The 21026-nt window shown below is 62.5% G+C and carries 16 protein-coding genes and 1 pseudogene; 8 read left to right on the top strand and 9 right to left on the bottom strand.

Going from position 1 to position 21026, the window contains the following annotated elements:
- Positions 1 to 39: 39 nt before the first annotated feature.
- The 6 genes and pseudogenes from QXH22_RS17950 to QXH22_RS17925 all read left to right on the top strand — a co-directional run.
- A pseudogene (locus QXH22_RS17950) lies at positions 40 to 882 on the top strand (IS21 family transposase); the annotation flags it as partial.
- Positions 879 to 1691: an IS21-like element helper ATPase IstB gene (gene istB / locus QXH22_RS17945; protein WP_306276522.1), complete on the top strand. Its 813-nt coding sequence runs from the start codon at positions 879 to 881 to the stop codon at positions 1689 to 1691. The pseudogene QXH22_RS17950 and the gene istB, both read left to right, overlap by 4 nt.
- 467 nt (positions 1692 to 2158) lie before the next feature.
- Positions 2159 to 2836: a hypothetical protein gene (locus QXH22_RS17940; protein ID WP_306276521.1), complete on the top strand. Its 678-nt coding sequence runs from the start codon at positions 2159 to 2161 to the stop codon at positions 2834 to 2836.
- A 30-nt stretch (positions 2837 to 2866) separates the two neighbouring features.
- Entirely contained in the window at positions 2867 to 3166 is a 300-nt protein-coding gene (locus tag QXH22_RS17935) for a hypothetical protein (protein WP_306276520.1), read from the top strand.
- Between the two features lie 36 nt (positions 3167 to 3202).
- Positions 3203 to 3574, top strand: coding sequence for a hypothetical protein (locus tag QXH22_RS17930; protein ID WP_306276519.1), 372 nt, complete (start codon positions 3203 to 3205; stop codon positions 3572 to 3574).
- A gap of 11 nt (positions 3575 to 3585) precedes the next feature.
- On the top strand, positions 3586 to 3750 hold the full coding sequence (locus QXH22_RS17925; RefSeq protein WP_306276518.1) for a hypothetical protein: 165 nt from the start codon (positions 3586 to 3588) through the stop codon (positions 3748 to 3750).
- Between the two features lie 2 nt (positions 3751 to 3752).
- On the opposite strand, the gene QXH22_RS17920 is transcribed toward QXH22_RS17925, so the two are convergent.
- The 6 genes from QXH22_RS17920 to QXH22_RS17895 form a co-directional block, all read right to left on the bottom strand.
- On the bottom strand, positions 3753 to 4442 hold the full coding sequence (locus QXH22_RS17920) for a hypothetical protein (RefSeq protein WP_306276517.1): 690 nt from the start codon (positions 4440 to 4442) through the stop codon (positions 3753 to 3755).
- A gap of 112 nt (positions 4443 to 4554) precedes the next feature.
- Complete coding sequence (locus tag QXH22_RS17915; RefSeq protein WP_306276516.1) at positions 4555 to 9198, bottom strand: DEAD/DEAH box helicase; 4644 nt, start codon at positions 9196 to 9198, stop codon at positions 4555 to 4557.
- Complete coding sequence (locus tag QXH22_RS17910) at positions 9191 to 12556, bottom strand: hypothetical protein (RefSeq protein WP_306276514.1); 3366 nt, start codon at positions 12554 to 12556, stop codon at positions 9191 to 9193. The genes QXH22_RS17915 and QXH22_RS17910 overlap by 8 nt, the downstream gene beginning before the upstream one ends.
- A 735-nt stretch (positions 12557 to 13291) precedes the next feature.
- Entirely contained in the window at positions 13292 to 13744 is a 453-nt protein-coding gene (locus QXH22_RS17905) for a VOC family protein (protein ID WP_306276512.1), read from the bottom strand.
- Positions 13744 to 14871, bottom strand: a complete 1128-nt coding sequence (locus QXH22_RS17900) for a Xaa-Pro peptidase family protein (RefSeq protein ID WP_306276511.1) — start codon at positions 14869 to 14871, stop codon at positions 13744 to 13746. The genes QXH22_RS17905 and QXH22_RS17900 overlap by 1 nt, the downstream gene beginning before the upstream one ends.
- 38 nt (positions 14872 to 14909) lie before the next feature.
- Positions 14910 to 16298 carry a Xaa-Pro peptidase family protein gene (locus tag QXH22_RS17895; RefSeq protein ID WP_306276510.1) on the bottom strand — a complete coding sequence of 463 codons (1389 nt, stop codon included), beginning with the start codon at positions 16296 to 16298 and terminating at the stop codon, positions 14910 to 14912.
- On the opposite strand from QXH22_RS17895, the gene QXH22_RS17890 reads away from it, so the two are divergent.
- A complete protein-coding gene (locus QXH22_RS17890; RefSeq protein ID WP_306276509.1) occupies positions 16245 to 17492 on the top strand; it encodes a cytochrome P450 in 1248 nt (415 codons plus the stop codon). The genes QXH22_RS17895 and QXH22_RS17890 overlap by 54 nt on opposite strands.
- On the opposite strand, the gene QXH22_RS17885 is transcribed toward QXH22_RS17890, so the two are convergent.
- Positions 17489 to 18889, bottom strand: coding sequence for a wax ester/triacylglycerol synthase family O-acyltransferase (locus tag QXH22_RS17885; RefSeq protein WP_306276508.1), 1401 nt, complete (start codon positions 18887 to 18889; stop codon positions 17489 to 17491). The genes QXH22_RS17890 and QXH22_RS17885 overlap by 4 nt on opposite strands.
- 87 nt (positions 18890 to 18976) lie before the next feature.
- Here QXH22_RS17885 and QXH22_RS17880 point away from each other — a divergent pair, with 87 nt between their 5' ends.
- On the top strand, positions 18977 to 20353 hold the full coding sequence (locus QXH22_RS17880; RefSeq protein ID WP_306276507.1) for an FAD-binding oxidoreductase: 1377 nt from the start codon (positions 18977 to 18979) through the stop codon (positions 20351 to 20353).
- A gap of 4 nt (positions 20354 to 20357) precedes the next feature.
- Here QXH22_RS17880 and QXH22_RS17875 read toward each other — a convergent pair whose 3' ends face one another.
- Positions 20358 to 20753: a type II toxin-antitoxin system VapC family toxin gene (locus tag QXH22_RS17875; protein WP_306276506.1), complete on the bottom strand. Its 396-nt coding sequence runs from the start codon at positions 20751 to 20753 to the stop codon at positions 20358 to 20360.
- The gene (locus QXH22_RS30500) at positions 20740 to 20970 is read right to left on the bottom strand and encodes a hypothetical protein (protein ID WP_371934252.1); all 231 of its coding nucleotides are present in this window, start codon (positions 20968 to 20970) and stop codon (positions 20740 to 20742) included. Before QXH22_RS30500 ends, QXH22_RS17875 begins: the two co-directional genes overlap by 14 nt.
- Positions 20971 to 21026 lie beyond the last annotated feature (56 nt).

Genomic DNA, 21026 nt, shown 5'->3' with positions numbered 1-21026 from the left:
TCTTCAACAGCAGAGACCGCACAAAGATTAGCCGGATAACCGCAGTCCAAGGGCATCGTCGAGAACCTGTGCGGCTATGCCCAGGACGATCTGGCCGTACCCTTGCTGACCGAGGCCGCCGTCACCGGGGCGCCGATTAGCCTGCGCGATGCGAACGCGGCGGCTCAGGGGTGGTGCGCGGAAGTGAACGCCGCGACCCATTCAGAGATCTGCGCCATTCCTGAGGAGCGGCTGATCTCTGAACGTGAACTGCTGCAACCACTCCCATCGCTGCGACTGCAGATCGGGGCTGTCTCGGTGCTGCGCAAGGTCGACCGCCTGTCCTGTATTCGGTACGGGTCGGCCCGCTACTCAGTGCCGATGCGGTTGATCGGCACCACGGTGGCCGTGGTCGTCGATCACGGCGCGATCTGTCTGCTGGAACCGGCCACCGGGGTGATCGTGGCCGAACACGAACTCGTTGCACCCGGCAGCGTGTCGATCCTCGACGAGCACTACGACGGACCCCGGCCAGTACCCAACCGCGGACCCCGCCCGAAAACCACGGTCGAGAAGCGGTTCTGTGACCTCGGCGCCGACGCCGAGGCGTTCCTGGTCGGTGCCGCGGCGATCGGTAACACCCGCCTGGCCTCGGAGTTGGAGATCCTGCTCGCACTGGGCGCCGCTCACGGCACCGACGCCCTGGTCTGCGCTCTGCACCGGGCGGTGGCGTTTCGCCGGTTCCGGGCCGCCGACGTGCGCTCCATCCTGGCCGCCGGCACCGGAACACCCCAGCCGCGCCCCGCGGGCGACGCGTTGATCCTGGACCTGCCCGTTGCTCCGACCCGGTCCCTGGACGCCTACAAAATCACACCGGCCATCGACGGCGAGGTGATCTCATGACCAAGTCCCCACCTCTCACCGACGCCGAACTCGTTGCACCACCATCGGTTCCACCACTGGCCGCCGATCTCGATGCCGGACTACGGCGGTTGAAGCTGGCCGCCGTGCGACGCACCGCACCGGAGGTGTTAATCACCGCCAAGACCCAACGCTGGACCCCCGAGGAAGTCCTCCGCACCCTCATCGAAACCGAGTTGGCGGCCCGCGATGCCTCCAACATCGTCAACCGCCTCAAGGCCGCAGCGTTCCCCGTACCCAAGACGTTGGAATCGTTCGACGTGGCCTTTTCCTCGATCCAGCCCAAGGTGTTCGACTACCTGTCGAGCCTGGAATGGATTCGGGGGCAACAGAACCTGGCGATCATCGGCCCCGCCGGCACCGGAAAGTCCCACACCCTGATCGGATTGGGGACCGCGGCGATCCACGCCGGGCACAAGGTCCGCTACTTCACCGCCGCCGACCTCGTCGAAACCCTCTACCGCGGCCTAGCCGACAACACCGTCGGCAAGATCATCGAATCCCTGCTGCGGGTCGATCTGATCATTCTCGACGAACTCGGCTTCGCCCCACTCGATGACACCGGCACCCAATTGTTGTTCCGCCTCGTCGCCGGCGCCTACGAACGCCGATCCCTGGCCATCGGGTCGCACTGGCCCTTCGAACAATGGGGCCGATTCCTACCCGAGCAGACCACCGCCGTCAGCATCCTCGACCGCCTCCTGCACCACGCCACCGTCGTCATCACCGACGGCGATTCCTACCGCATGAAAGACGCCCAACACCGAAAGGAGCCTCCCAAGCCAACATAGGAACTACCGCACGGGGTGGATACTTTCATCTGGCCACCAGCGGATACTTCAACTTGGCCGTTGACAATCAGGATGATCGGACACCTGGACCAATCGACGCGGGTCGGGTCGCAGAGCGCGAGTGGTTGTCATCGAATTCACTAGTGGTTATCTGCCAGTGACTGAAGCTGCCCGTGCGGAGAAGTTGTCTCGACAACACATCTACCGGCTGCTCAAGCGCTACCGCGAGGATTGGTCTCGACGCAGTAGAATCCGCGTCAGCCGGCCTGTCATCAACCTGCGCGGTGGTGCAGTTACGTGAGCGTCTCACTCCCGAAGGCCTGGATGCCGGCCCGACCAGCAGCATTCGACTAATACTCCGAACGCCGAACCCTAGCCCAGGCAGTCCGACACCCCGATGTCGGCCTTAACCCCTATCCTTTTTCTCTAGTACGGCCGTGACGGGCGGCCAAGTTTCGGGGGGCAGCATGAATCAGGCGCTCGAATTGTTGCGGGAGGATCCTGCCTGGGGACCTGCCGTCGTTAGATTGAAGACGCTGAAGGAATCCCGCGGCGCACGGGCGGAGGCGGCTGCCGCCGACTACGTCGGTGTGTATGCGGGCCGCCGGGGAGCAATGATCGTCGACGTGGTTGCTTCGCGGCAACGGAGGTACGAAAAGCGAGTGAGGCCGTTGGTTGCAGAATGGTTGGCCGCGAACGACGAGCACAGTATCGCCGCTCTTGACCAGAACCGTCTCGGTGCCGCGCAATACGGACTGTCCGCAGCTGAGGTGGAGACGATCGCCACCGTGGCGCGAGGGTTCCGGGAGTTCGCCGAGCGAGAAGGTTTGACCGATAGCGCCGAAGAGGACCGGCTCTGTCGGCTGTGGGCTGAACGATACGGGCCCTTCGAGCACGCGCCCCGGCTCGACCCGGTCGTCGGATCGGTGAAGGGAATCGGCCTGGCTCTGTGGTCTTATATGCGGATGCGCTCCGGCGCGAACGCCCTCAAGGTCGACGTACGCGTACGAAAAGCACTGGCGCGATTAGGCTTTTCTGTCCCAGCCGACAGCGACCACGCCGTGCTTGTCATTGTAAAGGCGGTCGCCCAAGAAGTCGGCTTGTCTCTGCTTGTTCTCGATCAGTTGCTCTGGGAAGCGCAGTAGTTGCATAGCGATCAGTCGAAGGAGATGCAAATGGAACAAGCTGAGGCAACCGTCGCTGTATCGGCGGAGCGCGGTCTGAACCCGCAGAGCTACGAGGCTTGGCGTGCACCGCAAGGGTCGATTCACGACGGGCTGTGGTACGTACAGGAACGAGACGTTGAGCAAATTCTGATCGACGACTGTGTATGGATCGTCTTTCCCGATGGACTCGTCACCCGTGGCATCCCAGTAGGCAACCCGATCAACTCCCCCACAACGCTGGATCAACTCCTGGGAAATTTGAAGGGCGTGAAGCCTCATGACCGATACCGACCCATGGAACCTGGATGACCACGATCCAATGCGCCATGGAACCGAAGCCCGGTCATGGCGATGCCCGAAACCATCACGCCGGGCCAAATCGCCATTGAGTTCTGGAAGACCGGGTTCCAAGTCGAGCACGTCGTCTACGACTTCTTCTTCACCTGGGACGGTAGACAAGACGCGGAGTGGTCCTGGGACATCAGCACTTTCAACCCCGGAATGTCGGTCGTGTCCAGTGCTCCGTTCTACGGGACCGCGGCGTGGTCCGATGACTCGGACGACGTGGAGATCACATATTCCGCTACGGATTTCGGAGAAGAGGGCGAGGAGACTCTTGCGAATGCCGCGCCGAACAGGACCGCGCTGGACACGCTGCAGACGTGGGTCGATCTCGCCGGTGAGATCGCCGGATTTTGCGACCGGATAATTGGATGAGATACCGCCGAATGAGCGACGGGAAGATCTTCACCGAGGACGAAATGTGGGCGGTATTCCAGCCGCAGATCGACGCGATGACACCCGAGGACGTCGCCGCCATGGACGAATACCTGGAGTATGACGGCGGCACTCTGGGAGAAATCACCCTCGCAGAGCTGGTCTACGAGTCTTAGGACTACGAGGTCGTCTGGAAGGACGACGAATAGCGGCACCAATTTGGCGGCCTCAACGTACCGAGTGTGAGCAGCCGCACTATCAAACCCGACACGATTACTGGCGCACCGACAAAAACCCAGCCAATGGCCAAGCAATCTGTGACCCATGACGCGACACACCTATAACCGATGACACGACTCATCACAAGCAAACGGGAAGGATGCTTGAACCCCCGCAGCATGTACGCGTTCGCCAACCCCTCCTCGAGTTCGATATGCCCCAATGCGTTCTGGTGCCCACGCGACGACCAGTAAACCTCGACGCCCGTTGCTAACTCCCAGTTAGCCGCCATACAGTCCGCGGCGAAGTGGAAGATTTCATGCCGCAGAATCGCATGGAAAGCGATTTCGATTCGTCGCGCAAGTGGCAACCGGACTTTGTCAAACACGTTCAACACCAACCAAAGGACACCTTCGACCGGGATATGCACTCCATGTTGTGAGCTGCGCTGGTGAAAGGTCATATACCACCCGAGGGCGTCGATACCACGGATCTGCTGTAAGGCGTCGAGTGCACCAAACCGTTCCTCGCCAAGTATTCGCCAGATGTCGGCGTCGGTGACGGTACTCGGGGTCCCAAATGAGGACTTGGCTTGCAGGGCTGCGACCCTCGCTTGCCTCTTCAGGTAGCGCCTCATCGCGTAGGGCACCAGGAACTTCCTCCAAGGCCGTACGGATCGCTCGAACTGATGGCTGCTGGAAACCCGTCACGGCCGTCTCAAATCACTCGAAAAAATGGTTTCCGCCGCGACAAGATTGCAATCACCCCGCCACCCCTCCAAGTAAGTTCAGCGCCGCGCGCCGCGAAAGATCCTCGTGAAATCGCGCGTTCCGGTAGGTGCGAAGGCACCCATAGCAAGACGTCTCTTCGCCGCAGTCACAGTCCGTCACCCGCTTGACCGCAGTCTCCAGAACCAGACCGATATTCTCGGCAATCTTCTTTGCCGCGCCGGCGCCCCCGGGAACGGTATCGAACAGGACGATGCTCCGGCGGTGCTCAGAGCTCCACGATAATGCTCCGTCGATGTCGTCGCGACTGATCTCCAGTGCGTATGAGGCGCCCTCCAACAGCGCATAAAGCGAGGACAACCAGTTCGCCTGGTGCTCATGGCGATAAGCGACTACGTCGAAGGTGAATTCGGCAACGTCGGACTGATACCGATGGCCGAGCGAGATCCTTTCAAGCGGCCCGTCGCAGTCACGTCCATTGTCCGGGCGCTCATGCTTGCGGCGTCGGCTCCCCCGCTCGGCGGCGCGGGCCCAGCCGCAACATTCACAAAGCTGAAATCCCTCTCCGGTGCCATCAGAGACGACGGCCAGCCAAGCCCTTACGCCAGCGCGCGCAGTTACTTTCAATCCGTTATGCCCAGACCAGTGATATTGGCCGGCATCGTCGCCCGGAGTCTCCACGTAGCTACCTCCGTGCCAACGCCGCTCGGGTGGAGCGCTGCCTACGTCGTGGGTATCGCTGCCGGCGATGAAGCCAAACTCGGGGATGATCAGAGTGCCGATCGACTTGAATGGATCTCCGCAACTGGGGCAGAGGTCGCCTGGATCAAGTTTGGCACCACGCTGAAAACGGCTGCAGGCATGACAGATTCGGTAGCTGTGGCGCACGAGCTCCTTGCCTGGGCGCTTCTTAAGTCCCGTCGACGTCCAGACTCTGCCCCCGGCCACTACTTGGTTACCCGGCGCATAGTCATAAATTGCCAAGCTGAGGTCACGGCCGAGCTCAAGATCGCGTCCAACCGGATCCGCGGCATGGAGCGTACTGAGTTCAACCGTGTCCACCGGAAATCCGTACTTAGGCAGAATATTTCGGCTAGCAAGATACCCGAGGAGATCTCGCCCTGTGATGGTTCGCAACGTGTCTTGGAGTCGCTTACTTAGACCGAAATTCCGCTGCTTAACCGACTCTTCGATCCGTGCTTCGATGTCGGTTACGTCTTTGGTCAGCTCCTCTTCCGTCGAGGTCAGCAGGTCCACCAGTGCTCCGACCCAGGTGCCGTCGCTCACACCTATCTCCGTCTGCACGCTCGCCGGCAACGCTGCTCGCAATGCCTCTTCCACCGCCGCGGGAACCGGTGTTAGGTATTCATGCACTCGGCTTGCGGGCGAGGGACCGCCATCCGGTGCGGCTGAGAAGAATTGCCCGGCTCTCGTCCATTTCTCATTGCGCAGTTCGAAGCAATATCGGAAGTATGAAGCGAGCGCTACGGAGTGCCCATGGCGGCGCGCAATCCTCGCATTGTCGGTCGGCACCCACGGGATACGCATCCGGCCCGCTATCATCGCGTTCGGGTCCTGATATTGCGCTAGATCGTGCGCGGAGCGCTTCGCATAGGTGACGACGAGAGCCGCGGAGGCGGCACGACGGCCAGCGCGGCCAGCGCGCTGCACATAGTTGGCTGTCTTCGGGGGCATGTTACGCAACATCACTGATTGGAGGTCGCCAACGTCTACGCCAAGCTCGAACGTTGTCGAACAAGAGAGCACGTTAACCTTGCCACCAACAAAGTCGCGTTGAATCTCGGCAGCTACCTTGGCGTCCCATTGCGCGGTGTGCTCGCGGGCAGTCAACGGCGCCGTGTTCATCGTCTGGTAAACCACTCGGTAGTGGTTCGTATCGACCTGGGGAGCTGGGGGTTCGTAAGGCTCCAACGTGCCGATGCAGCGGCTGTTGGGACAGATGCCGCGGATCGCGAAGGCAGTTAGCAGCCTGCAGGTGCCACACCGGTACCACTGGATATCGGCACCGTTGGAGACTGACAGCATGGTGTGATCGAGCTGATGGACCCGTCCGAGCACACGATCGGTTTCAGCTGTCAGAAACCCGCCAGATTCGAGTGTCTTCCAACAACCTTCAACGATTCGACCGGGTGGGACCTCGCTTGACAAGGCGGCAAGCACCTTGCTCACATACGTCATTCGGCCGTTCGTTGTTCCTGTGCCGCTTGGGCTCCAGCTGATGATCTGTTTGCCTCGGTCTGAACCTGTGGAGCGCATGCGCACCCGAGTGTTACGCGGAGCAAAACGCTCATCCTTGACGTTAACGCGATCGAGCACCGTGATGGCGCCTTGAAGCCGTACTGTCTTCACGAGTTCATTCAGCAGCGCCCAGGTCTCTGTTTCCGTGAGCCCCAAGGAGGCAAATCCGCGCATTTCGATTGGGCGATCTTGCCGCAGCGCCACCCGCATCAGCCCTAGGCCTTCGAGCGATTGACGCGTCTCAAGCGTCATCATCTCACCGGATACCCACTGATTGACAGCTTGCGTGATCTCGATGTTTCCCATGCCTTTTGCGAAGTGCCCTGCAGCTTGGGCCTTTTCACGAGTCAGAATGGCCAGGTCACCGATAGTCAGCTCACCGCCTGCTGCGGCTGGGTCAGCCAGAGCTTGTGCGATGTAACGCCGTTCCAGCATGCGGGAGTACGTTCGGTCGAGGTACGGCGCAGCAAAAGCCGCCGACTGCCGCGAGTCGGAGAACATCAGAAGTTTCCGACCGCCACCGACTTGATCCGCGGCTTGATCACGTGCCTCCGGCAGTTGCTGATAGAGCGCCGTGGTGACCACGGCTGGTGCAGCATTCACGTCAGTCCGGAGCCGTCGAATACCCTGACGCGATTGCGCACCACACTCGGTGCATCGGGTCATGATTCGCGTTGATCGGGGGTGCTCCCGCACCGTGAGCAACGGTCCTCCGCCGCAGTCAGGCGACGGGCACGTCGCCGCCGCTGCATCGGCTAGTAGGCCACACCCCGTGCACAGCCGACCCGTAGTTGGGTCCGACTTCGCCGACTTGGCTTCGTCTTCGGCCAACGTCAGCTCATCCTCGTCCAGGAGCACTCCACCCTCTTCGTCCGCCAGGACGAGCCAATTCACGGACGCATCAGCCTTTTTGGAAGGCAGAAAATACTCCCGGCCGTCGCGACGACTTAACTCCCCAGCAAGGTGAACCGCACCGCACCGGGTGCACGTTCCGAATTCAAAGACGGCGCGCCCAGTGGAAGGATCGACTTCGTGCCTGGCCAGGAAAATATGTGGCCCATCGTCATTGAAGCTGACGAAGGCGCCCTCGGTAGCGCGCACGAAAAGGTGGTACCGCGCAGACAGCACCGGATGGCCAGCTGCGTCGTGGATACTGCTTCCGAGTTGCACAAGCGAATCCAGCTTTTCAGCCGACTGCTCGTCGTCTGGCCAAAGCTGCTCCCGCAACGCTCGTACGTCGACTGGCTTCCTATTGAGCGCCTCTTTCAGTTCGATGATCGATTGCTCGTTGCTGAGCGCTTCGGCGAGCCCGATCCCTGAAGGCAACACTGCGGCAGGCTCGATCTGACCGGTCCGCAGCGCCAGCAATTGTTCCCCGGTCAGACGCCACTGCGGTGACGGCGAATGCCGCTTCCGTAATGGCTCGACGAGATCTTGCCGGTTTGGGTCGCCGTCGACAGACTCGAACGGAGCGTCAAATAGGTTGCTCGCGAACTCCATTGCTTCACTGCGCGGGTCGTCGCGGGTCGATCCTGTCAGCGAGGCGGAAGTAGCAACGCACTGAATACTCGAGCCAGGAGCGACCCGCTGTTTAAGCCGGCGAAGTAGGAGCGCAACCTCAGAACCTTGGGCACCGTCGTAGACGTGGGCTTCGTCCATCACGATGAACCGCCAAGTTCCCTTGTAGGGCCCGTCGAAGAGGTCGATGTCTTCGGGCCGCAAGAGAAGATACTCGAGCATCGCGTAGTTGGTGAGCAGGAGGTGGGGCGGAGCGCTTCGCATTTCCTCCCGGCTCAGCAACTCGTTGGGGAGACGCCGGGCGCCTGGATTATTTTGCAGGAAGTCGGCTTCCGCCGCTCGCGAGTATTCCTCGGTCTCACCCGTATAGCGCCCGAACGTAATGTCGGGGCAGTTGGCGAGGACGGAACGAAGGCGCTTGAGCTGGTCATTCGCCAGGGCATTCATAGGATAAAGGAGCAGCGCTCGCACACCGGGCCCTAATCTGTTGTGCGCTGCTTCCTCGACAAGCGAGTTGATGATCGGTATGAGGAAGCTCTCCGTCTTGCCTGACCCAGTCCCGGTGCTAACCACTAAGTTCCGACCTGCGAGGAACTTTCGAATGGCAGCTTCTTGGTGAACGTAGAGAGGCTGGTCGATGGGGAGAGCCTCGCTGTTGATCTTGGCGAATCCGGGATGGAGCACACCCTCATCGATAAGTTGACGGCATGTCGCGCCGGTCTCGTAGGGCGGTGTCATCTCGAGGATCGGCCCTTTGATCAGCATCGTGCTGGCATCGATTTCGGCGTCGAAGGCGGCCGCTAAGCCTTCGTCGCGCGGCGCGAGAAGTGTTTTGAGATAACGCTTGTAGCTGCCCTCGATCTGCTTGGCAGTTTGCAACGGATCCAGCCGATCAATCATGGCGGCCTCCTTCGATGAGATCACCTCGACGGTCGTACAGCATCAGAGCTTCGGCAATCAACAAGTCATTGGCCACCATCGTCGGGCAGAGTTGCGCCAGCCGCGCCCATTCAGCAAGTAAGCCAGAGTTCAGGTATTGCCCGCTGATCCTGCCGTGAGCCTCGAGCCGGGCCAGGAATGCCAGCGTCAGCGACTGAACGGACATCAGCATCCAGGGATGCTCAACAACATCGATTCCGCGGACGCGGTCACTACGCATCGCAATGTTCTCGGAGGCCAGCATTGAGATTCGTCTGATCGGACTGACAACGAAGGCCGTCTGTTGGGCGAAGCTGTGAGACCACCCCGAATTGATCCACTCCGTACGTCGGGAGAACGCCTCGTAAACGGCAGCGCGCAGCGTGTCCGGGTGTAACTGGGCACGCGGTACGAGCTGGATCTCACTTAATTTTGCTTCAACCTGGTTACCCGGCACGGAACTCATCGACAAAACGTTCGCGTCGAAACAAGCGCTGTGCAAGGAGGCGGACTTGCCCGTTTCGAGCAACTCCATCAACGGCTCTCCGCCTCGGTCCCGCAGATAAGCGAGAGTCTCGGCACGTTCTGCTCGTACCGCGGTACGACGTTGGTAGAGCGAAGGGAGGTCGGAAATTTCCACCATGCATCCGAACCACGGGTGCGAATGCAGTTTGTTGATGGTCTGCTCGGCCGAATAGTTCTGATTTACGAGCTCGCTGCGTATCAGCATCGCCATCTTGTCGCCGATCGGAATTGTGGTGTCGCCCAGGCATTCAAGTGCCTTTCTGGGATCATCGGCCAGTAACGGAATGAGCCCGGCGAACCGCACGCCGTTGCCATCCGAGTGCAGCTTCGCGAGGGCCGCCCAGACTTCCGGGATAGAGCCGACCTCCATCGGCGCGCTGCGGCGACCGACGAGGTAGCGGGACAGCTTCACTTGGGCACTCGTGCCATCCTCACGCCAGCCTAGTTGCTCGACCCGGAAGGCGTTTTCACCTGGCGCCAATGGTGGATTGACCGAGACCCACGGGTCATCGATGAAGAGCTGGCACCACAATTCGCCGGCTTCTACGAGATGGCTAGGGAGCGTGGCTGTGCCGTCGAGAACAGGAATGATCTCCGCCCGACGCCACGGGGCGGTGCCGCTCCATACGTAGACGGCCAAGTCATCAACTGTGGCAACACCGTTGAATACCAGAACGCCATCGGTCAGATGCACATCGGACGCGAGCCGCCGCGGTTGAGCCAAGAGTACTGTGACTTCCGTCAGACCAGTCTCAGTAACCCAGGACGCGACAATTCGGCCATTGGGTTGACGGCGAACAGTGTCAGCGAATTGTTGGGTCCGTGACTCGAACACATCTCCTTGGCGCTTGCGCGGGGTCGGGTCACGCTGCAGGAGGTCGCCGACCGCCGAGACATAGCCGAACTCAACGGTTTCGATACCCGGCGCTCGGATTGCGACGAAGCGGTCTTGTACAAAGTCCTCGGGGTCGCATACATCGGCCGTCATCCGCCACGCGGCGGGTGATCCGACCTCGCCGCTTCGGATTTCGACATGCGGAGGACGGAGCAGCAACGCAGCCGCTGACGAGGATCCGGAGAGTTCAACTTTGAGTTCCATGTCTCGAGGGGCGAATGTGAATGGGCCGCTGGGGAAAAGCGAGAACTCAGCGACGTCAATTTCGCCAACGCACGGCGTCAGGCCCCCCAGTGCAGGAACACGCACCTGCGTGTCGAAAGCCACCTCTAGCCCTTCGGCGAGGAACACGACGCACCGCGCATCGGTACCGAGGGGGCCGCTCACCATGATTTCGAAGAGCCCCAACTGGGGCTCTTCGGCGTCGTCGAAAGGATCTACGCACGTCTCGACATCTTCAGCGGTCCACGACTCATCGGCGATCCATTCGGTATCCCCGAGCCGCCGCACTCGTACATTCCACTGAGGTGCAGGATAAGTTTCCGACGGTGGGAGCATGACCCACGGGCGCTGGTTGCATACCGTGCGCCCATCTGCCGCAAGCACTCCGGGCACGATGGAGCCGAGTTGAAAGCGGGGTCGTGCGTCCTTTCGCACCATGCGCGGGCTGCCTACAAGCTCATCGTTCAGCGAAAGCTGCAGCGCGTTCACGTGGCCTAGCTCGACGAAAGCGCTGCGCCAGCCATGCCATCCGACAGGACAGCCGGTGTCGCCGATTTCGATCGGCTGAAGGGTGCGTGCGTCGACCAGCTGATGATCGCGTGGAAAGATCGCCCACACGTAGTCCTTCAAACCGTCACGCCGCGGAATCCAGTGACCGGTCCTGTCGAAAGTCAGGAGGGGGTCGGCCTTCAAAACCAAAGGCACAGCGGTGCCCAACGAACCGTCCGGCGGGGTAACTACCGCTTCCCGAATCGGGCCAGGGACTACTGTTCGGACGACCGCTGACTGTGCATCGCCACCCCATCGTCGAGCTGCATGTACTTCGCGGACGTCTCCATCGAGTGACACGCGCCAAGGCTGACGGGTATCGATCGCGCCCGCGCGAAGCACGAGAACGATCTCGTCATCGTCGATGTTGTATGTGACTTCCGGTCGTTGCGGTGCTCTTGAAACAGTGCGTTTGCGCGTAGTCGGCGCCGGCGTTTCCCGCAAACGAGAGATCAGTTGTTCAAGCAAGACACCCGGTAGCCCGGTCGTCGAGGCATCCAACTGCATCTCGAACAATGAGGGGTCCACGGCAGTTGCCTCGACGAATTCGATGATTCGGTCGAGAATATCGACGGCGAACTCCGCTCCGTTGTGGAGGAAGTTCCGCACGGGCATCGTTAACGTATCGGTGCGATATTCCTTGCCTGGCTCCTCGAGCCACTCCATAACCGCTGCGCCAGTCGCGGGCCGGCCATGAGTGATGTGCTCATTGATCACCGTTAGCAGATCACCCAGGCAATGCACCGGGATGCCGGCGTGCAACGCGAACATCATTACGTATCTGCGCGAGCTCTCCAGCTCGATTGCAGGGAAACGCGCCAGCGAGAACTTATCGAGCAGTGGGACAGTGCTTCGACGGATCGCGTTTTCGAAGTCGCCATCACGCGACATACCGAGCTCGTCCCAGAAGCTTTCCCAGTAAGCGCCGTGGTCATATGCCAGAGCTGCGTGCCCGACCAGGATCATCAGCGTGAGCGCCGGGAACCGCTTGATGAATTTCTCGTGCGTCCAACCGCGGTTGATTAGATGCGTTGCTGCCGCGCCGTACTTGCTCTGCGCAGTCCTGACATCCTCCGCGGAAAAATCCGTTTCGATGACCAACTTCACGGGCCTCAAGCGGCCACGCCACTCGAAGTCTTTGTCCGCCATCCAATCTGACAACGACACGATCTGCCCCCACCCTCAAATACAAGTCTTGGTGCACTCTAGGGGGGACCACCGACAACCATGAGGCGATGCAGGAGATTCTTCGGCCTCTGGACGAAATAGCCAGGAAAGCAACCGCGCCGCGATCACCTCGGAGCGTGCCGCCTCGCGCGCGCGAATCCTGTCACGGGCACTTCTCAGTATCGATGCGGACCACGCCAAATGTGATACTTGTGCTTGTCGTGAACGTCGCTCCGGGCGGCGGAACCGAGGTGCACACCTGCCAGTTTCGATCGACAATCTGGTTGCGGCCCTTGCCTGTCAGGTCCTTCGAGCCCGAATACCACACCTGACCGTTACTCAAAGACTGTATTGCGTCTTGAGCTCCCTGCAGATCTTTACCGATGAGGTTTGGCATCGTCCATGACGGATCCGCGGACACGGGAGGCGCCCAGATTGGCATGCCTACCATCAAAGCGGCACCGAGAGCGGTCGTTGTGAAAGACAGAGATTTCACACTAATCCACCTCCCCGGATCCCTTGAAATGGTGATTAACTTAGTGTTCACCTTCAGGTCGAGCGAGGTCGGTGCAACAACCCATAGGGAATTCATACATGAATTCGCTTCTCCTGAGAGAAGCGTCGCATTGCCCTAACGATTGTATTCGGATGGATCCCTATATCCAGAGCGAGCCGGCTGGATTGTTGGTCGCGACCATTTATGGCGCGCTCACGCCCTCACGGCTTCGCCGGCAACGCCCTCAACCACCCATCCGAAAGCAACTCCAACAACTGCCCATCCGGATCCCGCACCATCGCCGCCCCCTCCGACACGGTCCCCTCAACAACGGAACCCCCAAACTCCCCCACTCGCCCCAGTACCGAACGAAGATCCGACACCGAAAACGAAATGTGCGTCAGCCCAACCTGATCCATAACCCGCTCGCCGCCGGCGGACACGGTACGACCTGAATAGTCCAGCAGCTCAAGAACCAACCCATCCCGCACCAGATACGTCGCGTGCAACCCCACCGGCCCGGATAGCTGCAACAGCGCAGCCGTGCTTTCCTCCGGCGCATCCAACTCCCACCAGAACTGAAACCCCAGCAGCCCTTCGTAAAACCGCCGCGACGCCGCCCGGTCCCGCACACACAACCCGACATGGTTGAAAACGACCGGCCGCGAACCCATTACGACCTCCCATACCGCGTCAGAACCAAGGGGCCGCTGGCGCCAATCACCACCGTGTCACGCTGAAGACACCCACCAACGCCTTCCTCGACAACCCACGACTGGACGCTCAACACCATCCCCTCCTCCAACACCGCATCGCGCCCAAGCCCGAACCCGATCACCGGCGGCTCAGCTCCCAACCCCAGCCCGTGCGCAAGCACCACCGACGCCGGCCCAACGCCAAGCCTTTCCCAAGCCCGATACAGATCAGCCCCAACCCCGCCTGCACGACAAGCCCCCATCAACGCGTCCATCCCCGCCACGCAACGCTCCCCCAAAGCCGAACCGCCACCACCACCGCCCGAACCCGAACCCGAACCGGCCACAACCGTCCGCGCCAACCCCGCCTCATACCCGGCATACAGCGCCCCCGGCGCCAACACCACCAACTCCCCGTCCCCCACCACCCGATCCGACGGCACGTGACGGAACCCGACGGAGCCACCAGTAGCGAAACACACACTCTCCGACGGCGGCACCGGCGCCCCCAACCGCGCCACATGCTCGGAGTAAACCCCCAGCAATTCCCGTTCCGAAACCCCCGGACCCAAAGCCGAAGCCATAACACTCAACGCTGACTCCGAAATCGCCGCCGCCACTTCAAGACAGGTGATCTCCGCGTCCGTCTTCACCCGTCGACACGCTTCAACCACAACGCCGCCGTCCACCAACTCCGCACTCGGAGCCAACGACTCGATCATCGCCCCGGACGTTGCGGTCAAACCATCCGTCCCGATCCGCCGCGCCTCCCGCAATCCCGCTATCGAAGCCACGGACGCCATGAGATTCGCCGGATTCCAGCTCAGCGGATACAGATCCTCCCGCGCGATCTCCGGCGGCACCCCCTCGTCCCACGTCGACAGCAGATGCACCCGCCCGGTCGAGCGCACCACCACACACACCGGCGCGAATGGCAAAACCCCGGCCCGGCCCAACAACCGAGCACCGCACACGTAGTGCACATTGCCGGCGCCACCGAGAATCAACGCGTCAAGACCAGCAGAGTCCATGCCGGCGAACACCTTTGCCCGCCGCTCCGCCCGCAACCCAGCGAAGTCAACCCGACACGAATCCTCCAAAGACATCACCCCAACCCGCACACCACGGTCCCGCGCCACCGGACTCATGACAAACGCCCGTAAGGCGCATAATCCGAGCCGCTCAACTTCACCCACCCGTTATCCGTCACGGCCACAATGTCTTCCGCGCGATATCCCGCCGACCCCTCATCCCAGATCACCGGCTCGAACACCATCACCATTCCCGGCTCCACCACCAGCCGAGAATCGAACTCCTCGCCCAGGTCCGTCCCGATCAACGGCATCTCCGCGCTGTCGGTCCCCACCCCGTGCGCCAGGTAGAAATGCTCGATCCACGGCCGCACCCCGTCATTGGCCGCCACCGCAACCTTGCACAGATCCAAACCCGACACCCCCGGCCGCAACACGTCCAGGCACGCATCGACCACTTCGCGCCACCGTCCAAACTGGCCACGCTGCACGGCATCCAAAGCCGAACCCACCACCCACGTCCGACCGTAGTCCGACGCATACCCCTCGTACATGATCCCGGCGTCCACCCAGATCACATCGCCATACCGCAGAAAACGATCCGACGTCACCGTCGGATACGCCAAGTCACCGTGCACCGTCCAGGGGCCCGCCGAACGAGAAGGAGCCATCACCTGCCAGATCGGATCGATCCCACCCGCCGACGCCCCCAACTCGAACACCCGCCGCAGAAACGCCGCACTCAAGTCAACCTGCCGAACCCCCGGCCGAAGCAACGCCAGCGCATCCTCCATCGCCAGCTCATTCAGCAACTGCGCGTGCCGAATACACGCCACCTCGTCCACCGTCTTCAACACCCGCGCGGAACCCAACACCCCCGACGCGTCCACCCACTCATAGCCGCTCAGCCCGCGAAACATGGCGTGCGACAAGTGGTCAATGCCCAACCGCGCGCCAGAACCACCGAACAACGAAGCCAACTCCGACGCAAACACCCCGTCGTCCAGATCCGGAAACAACGGCCCGTGCAGAACCACGTCCGAAGGAGCGCCGTCCGCGAACATCGTGAACAGATGCGGCGCCGACTCCCCCGCCACCACCACCGCCACGGGCCGGAACAACGCCGCCGTGTCACCGTCCATCGACGGCGTCAAGGCTCCCGTCGCATACGACACCGCACTGGACCCCAGCAACACCAGCCCGTCCAAGCCGGCAGAAGCCAAACCGGCCTGCAGCCGAGCAAACCGCTCGCGCCGCATGCGAGCCAGATCAGGCAGCGCCGGGACCACCTGCCCGCCGATCGTCGCCCCAGCCGCCCAGTCCTCGATGGCCCCACACCTCCTGCGTAATAATGCAAAGATAGCGTAAAAAGCGCCGCCCGCTCCGCCGCGCACCCCGCCGCCGACCCAGACACACACCCAGCCGCGCACCCCGAGAGGCACCGACCAGTGACAGCCCGGCCCGACATCCCACCCGAGATCATCGTCGACTTCGACCACCACTCCGACGAGTTCAACCTCAACGAACTCGCCATCAACGCCGAGCTCAGGCACAAATGCCCGGTCGCCTGGAACACCAACTACGGCGGCTTCTGGTTTCTTACCAGCTACGACGCGGTGCGCGAAACCGCCCGCGAAGGCGACACTTTCGCGCAGAAATACGAGCCGAACGCCGAAGACGGCATCGACTACCAGGGTGAGATGGGCGTCCCGCGCCCCGACGGCCAACCCGCCCTCGGGATCGGCGAAATCGACGGCCCTTACCACCAGGCCCTGCGACACGCCCTGGCCCCGTTCTTCTCCCCCGGCGCCGTCGACAAACTCCGGCCGTTCATGGAAGAGAAAGCGCACGAGTTCCTCAACCGACACATCACCGAAGGGCACATGGACCTGGTCCTCGACTTCGCCAGCCCCGTCCCGGCCATCCTCACCATGAAGCTGATGGGCCTGCCCTACGACAACTGGCACCTCTACGCCAACCTCTTCCACGCCGTCATGGCCGTCCCCCAGGACAGCCCCGAATACGCCACCGCTATCGCCGCCGTCCCGGAGATGATGCAGGGTGTCCTCGAATACGCCGCCCTGCGGCGAGGCAATCCGAAAGAAGACCTGACCAGCTTCCTCCTCCAGTTCGAGTTCGAGAATCGAAGACTCACCGACGAGCAACTGCTCAACATCATCTGGAACCTCATCGGCGGCGGCGTCGACACCACCACCTCACAAACCGCGCTGACCCTGCTGCACCTGGGCACCCACCCCCAGCTGCGAGACCAACTGAGACACAACCCCGAGCTGTACCGCACCGCCACCGACGAGTTCCTGCGCTACTTCTCCGTCAATCAGCAACTTAGCCGCACCGTCACCAAAGACGTCACGCTCAATGGCCAACACCTGAAAGCGAACGACAAACTCATCATCAGCTGGCTGGCCGCCAACCACGACGAGAATGAGTTCGACCGGCCCGACGAGATCATCCTGGACCGAAACCCGAATCGCCACTTGGCCTTCGGCCTCGGACCCCACCGCTGCATCGGATCGCACCTGGCCAGAACCATGGCCGAGGTGATGGTCAAGGCCGTCCTCGACCGCATTCCCGACTATGCGGTCGAGGAGGACGGTGTTGCCGTCTACCTCGGCAACCCCGCCATGACCGGCCTCGGCACGCTGCCCGTCACCTTCGCCCCGAAGGTGGCCTAGGCCAACGCCTTACGTGGCTTCCGGCGTTTGACCCGAAGCGCCCTGCCGAGCTCCAACAGCCGCGCCACCCCGTCTTCGATCCCCGAGGCGAGCGCGTCGAGGTCGGGGGCGGCGTCGTAGTCACCGGTGATGCCGAAGACGAAATGCTCGGCATAGCTGACCATCGCGATGCCGGTGCGCAACTGCAGCGCGATCGGCGGCACCGGCAGGATCTCCACTACCCGACGGCCCAGCAGCCGTTGTTCAGCACGCGGACCGGGGACATTGGTCGCCAGCGCCACCACGGCCTTCTGCGGCAGATGACTGAGCAGTCGAACGGCCCACGCCGAGAACGCGAATGGCACATTCCCGACCACCGAGAGCATCGCACTGCCGCCTTCGCTCTGACCACTTGCCTTGGCGTGCAGCAGCCGCTTGTGCACCAACTCGAGCTGGGTCACCGGATCGGCCTCGTCGACGGGCAGCAGCGGAAGCATCGCCGACACCTCGTTGTCGGTCATGTTGAAGTGGTTCGTCCCGCGCACCGACACCGGCACCAGCGTGCGCAGCGAGCTGCGTCCGGGCTGCTCCCCGCGGTCCAGCAGCAGTTGCCGGTAGCTGGCGGTGATCGCCGCCAGCGCCACGTCGTTGATCGTCACGTCGAACGCGTCGCCGACCTCGTGCAGATCGGCCAACCGGACCCGGGCCGCCCGATAGCGCCGCCTCGTGGTGACCGAGCCACTCAAGGACGTGTCCGGCGCCGAGGTGAGCATGCTGGCCGTCAGCTCGGCCGCGCCCAGCGCCGCATGTTCGACGGCAGAGGCCGCGCTGAGGGCACCGCGTACCAAGCCACTCATCCAACTAACCGGGTTCAAGCTCACCTTCACGTCCCACCACCGCCGCTCCGGCTCCTGGGCGCCGTGGATGTCGGTGGCGAAGGACTCGCCGCCGCCCTCGTCGCTGAACTTCGCCATCATCTGGGTGGTCGCGATGCCGTCGGCGATGCAGTGGTGCAGCTTGGTCAGCACCGCCCATCGGTCGTCGCTCAAACCCTCGATGATGTAGCACTCCCACAGCGGGCGCTCGCGGTCCAGCCGGCGCTCCATGACATCGGCCACCACGTCGAACAGCTCCACGTCGCCGCCGGGCTGCGGGACCGCCAGCCGGTGCAGGTGCCGCGAGATGTCGAAGTGCGGATCCTGCACCCATTCCGGCGGACCGATGTCGAGCGGGTGAGTCCGCAGCACCTGCGTACAGCGCGGAATCGATTGCACGCGTTCGGCGAACGCCTCGACGAACTCCTCATGGGTGGGCGGCGGCCCCTCGATGATCGACACCCCGCCGATCGCCAGGCTCACGTGTGGATCGGAGTCTTCGACTTCAAGGAATGCGGCGTCGAGGGCAGACAGGTGCTCCATGGCCGCTACTATCCGCCCCAACGGGTGCGCTGGTGAGAGTCAGAAGTCCTCACCTTCCAGGGCCGAACGAAGGATAGATTGATGCCGATGAGCGACATGACAACGCGGTTCGCCGAGATCGTCGGCAGTGAGCACCTGCTCGCCGGTGACGCGGTCCCCGAGGACTACTCCCACGACGAAGAACTGACCCAGTCACCCGTGCGCCCGGCGTACGTCGCCAAACCGGCCAGCTCCGAGGAGGTCGCCCAACTACTCAAGGCGGCATCCGAATCCGGCGTGCCGGTGACGGCCCGCGGGTCCGGGTCCGGCCTGTCGGGTGCCGCGCGCCCCGCAGACGGCGGGCTGCTCATCTCGTTCGAGCGGATGAACAAGGTTCTCGAGGTCGACACCACCAACCAGGTGGCCGTCGTGCAGCCGGGGATCACGCTGACCGAACTCGACGCCGCCACCGACGAGTACGGCCTGCGCTACATGGTCTACCCCGGCGAGCTGTCGGCCAGCGTCGGCGGCAACGTCGGCACCAACGCGGGCGGGATGCGTGCGGTCAAATACGGGGTGTCCCGCCACAACGTGCTCGGCCTGCAGGCGGTGTTGCCGACGGGTGAGATCATCCGCACCGGCGGCAAGATCGCCAAGGTGTCGACAGGCTACGACCTGACACAGCTGATCGTCGGCTCCGAGGGCACGCTGGCGCTGGCCACCGAAGTGACCGTCAAGCTGTACCCGCGCCTGGACCACAGCGCCACGGTGGTCGCCCCGTTCGCCGACTTCGACCAGGTGATGACGGCGGTGCCGGCCGTGCTGGCCGCCGGGCTGGCCCCCTACATCCTCGAGTACATCGACAACCTGACGATGGCCGCGATCATCCACACCCAGAATCTCGAACTGGGTATCCCGGACCGGGTCCGGGACAGCTGCGCGGCGTATCTGGTTGTGGGACTTGAGAACCGGACCTCAGACCGGTTGGACGAGGACGTCGAACGTACCGGCGAGCTGCTGGCCGAGCTGGGTGCCGTGGACGCGTACGTGCTGGAAGGCGGCTCGGCGCGGCGGTTGATCGAGGCGCGCGAGAAGGCCTTCTGGACGGCCAAGGCGATCGGGGCCGACGACATCATCGACACCGTGGTACCGCGTTCGGCGATGCCCAAATTCCTCAGCACGGTGCGGGGTTTGGCTTCGGCGGCCGGCGGTGGCGTGGCTGGCTGCGGGCATGCCGGCGACGGCAATGTGCACCTGGCGATCCTGCTGAAGGATGAGGTGGCCCGCAAGCAGCTGATGACCGACATCTTCGCGCTGGCAATGGAATTGGGTGGGGCGATCTCCGGTGAGCACGGGCTGGGACGGGCCAAGACGCCGTATTACCTGAAACTGGAAGACCCCGCGAAGGTGGCGTTGATGCGGCGGATCAAGGAAAGCTTCGATCCGGCGGGCATCCTCAATCCCGGCGTGGTGTTCGGCGAGTAAACGGTCAGCCACCGAGCGTCTCGATCTCACATCTGGCGCCCGATACTCGCGCGAGGCGTGCGTCGGCGGTGACCAGGGCGACAGCGAGCGTCTCGGCCAGCGCGATGTAAGCGGCATCGTAGGACGTCACGGTATGCCGTAGTTCCCAGATGCGTTGCAGAACTGGTTGATGCGAGCAGCGTCGGATCGGGAGGTCGGACAAATCTTCGACCGCGGCTCTGGCCCTTCGAGCGGTCATCAGTTTCGCGGTGACGTGGCGGCGCCACACCGAAATCACCTCGAGGTCGAAGAGTTCTGGGGCAACCAATATTTCACTCTCGAGCCGTTCCCGAAAACGCTGTCCTTCGTCTCCGTCGTCGCCTAGCGCGACAGCCAAGACACTCGCGTCAACGACGATCACGCTCGGCCCGGATATGTTCGACAGCCGCCCTACTCGACACTCGACCCCCACGTCGTCCGGCCACTCGGTCGAGGACCTCTTCCACCGTCGGCTGATTCGCCTCGGCGATCAACCGACTGCGGAGGTACTCCTGCAAGGACTGGTGAGCGCGCGCCGCGCGTTCCCGCAACACCCGGTGAGTCTCTTCTGGGACATCCTTGATCTGGACGCTCGGCATGGCGCCATTTTGGCGCCACTGGCGCCAAACCGCAATTCAACCTGACCGATGTGACG

The sequence above is a fragment of the Mycobacterium sp. TY814 genome (assembly GCF_030755175.1).
Classification (GTDB): Bacteria; Actinomycetota; Actinomycetes; order Mycobacteriales; family Mycobacteriaceae; genus Mycobacterium.
The sequence above is the reverse complement of the archived record's forward strand: the minus strand, read 5'-3'. Positions and strand labels throughout refer to the sequence as shown.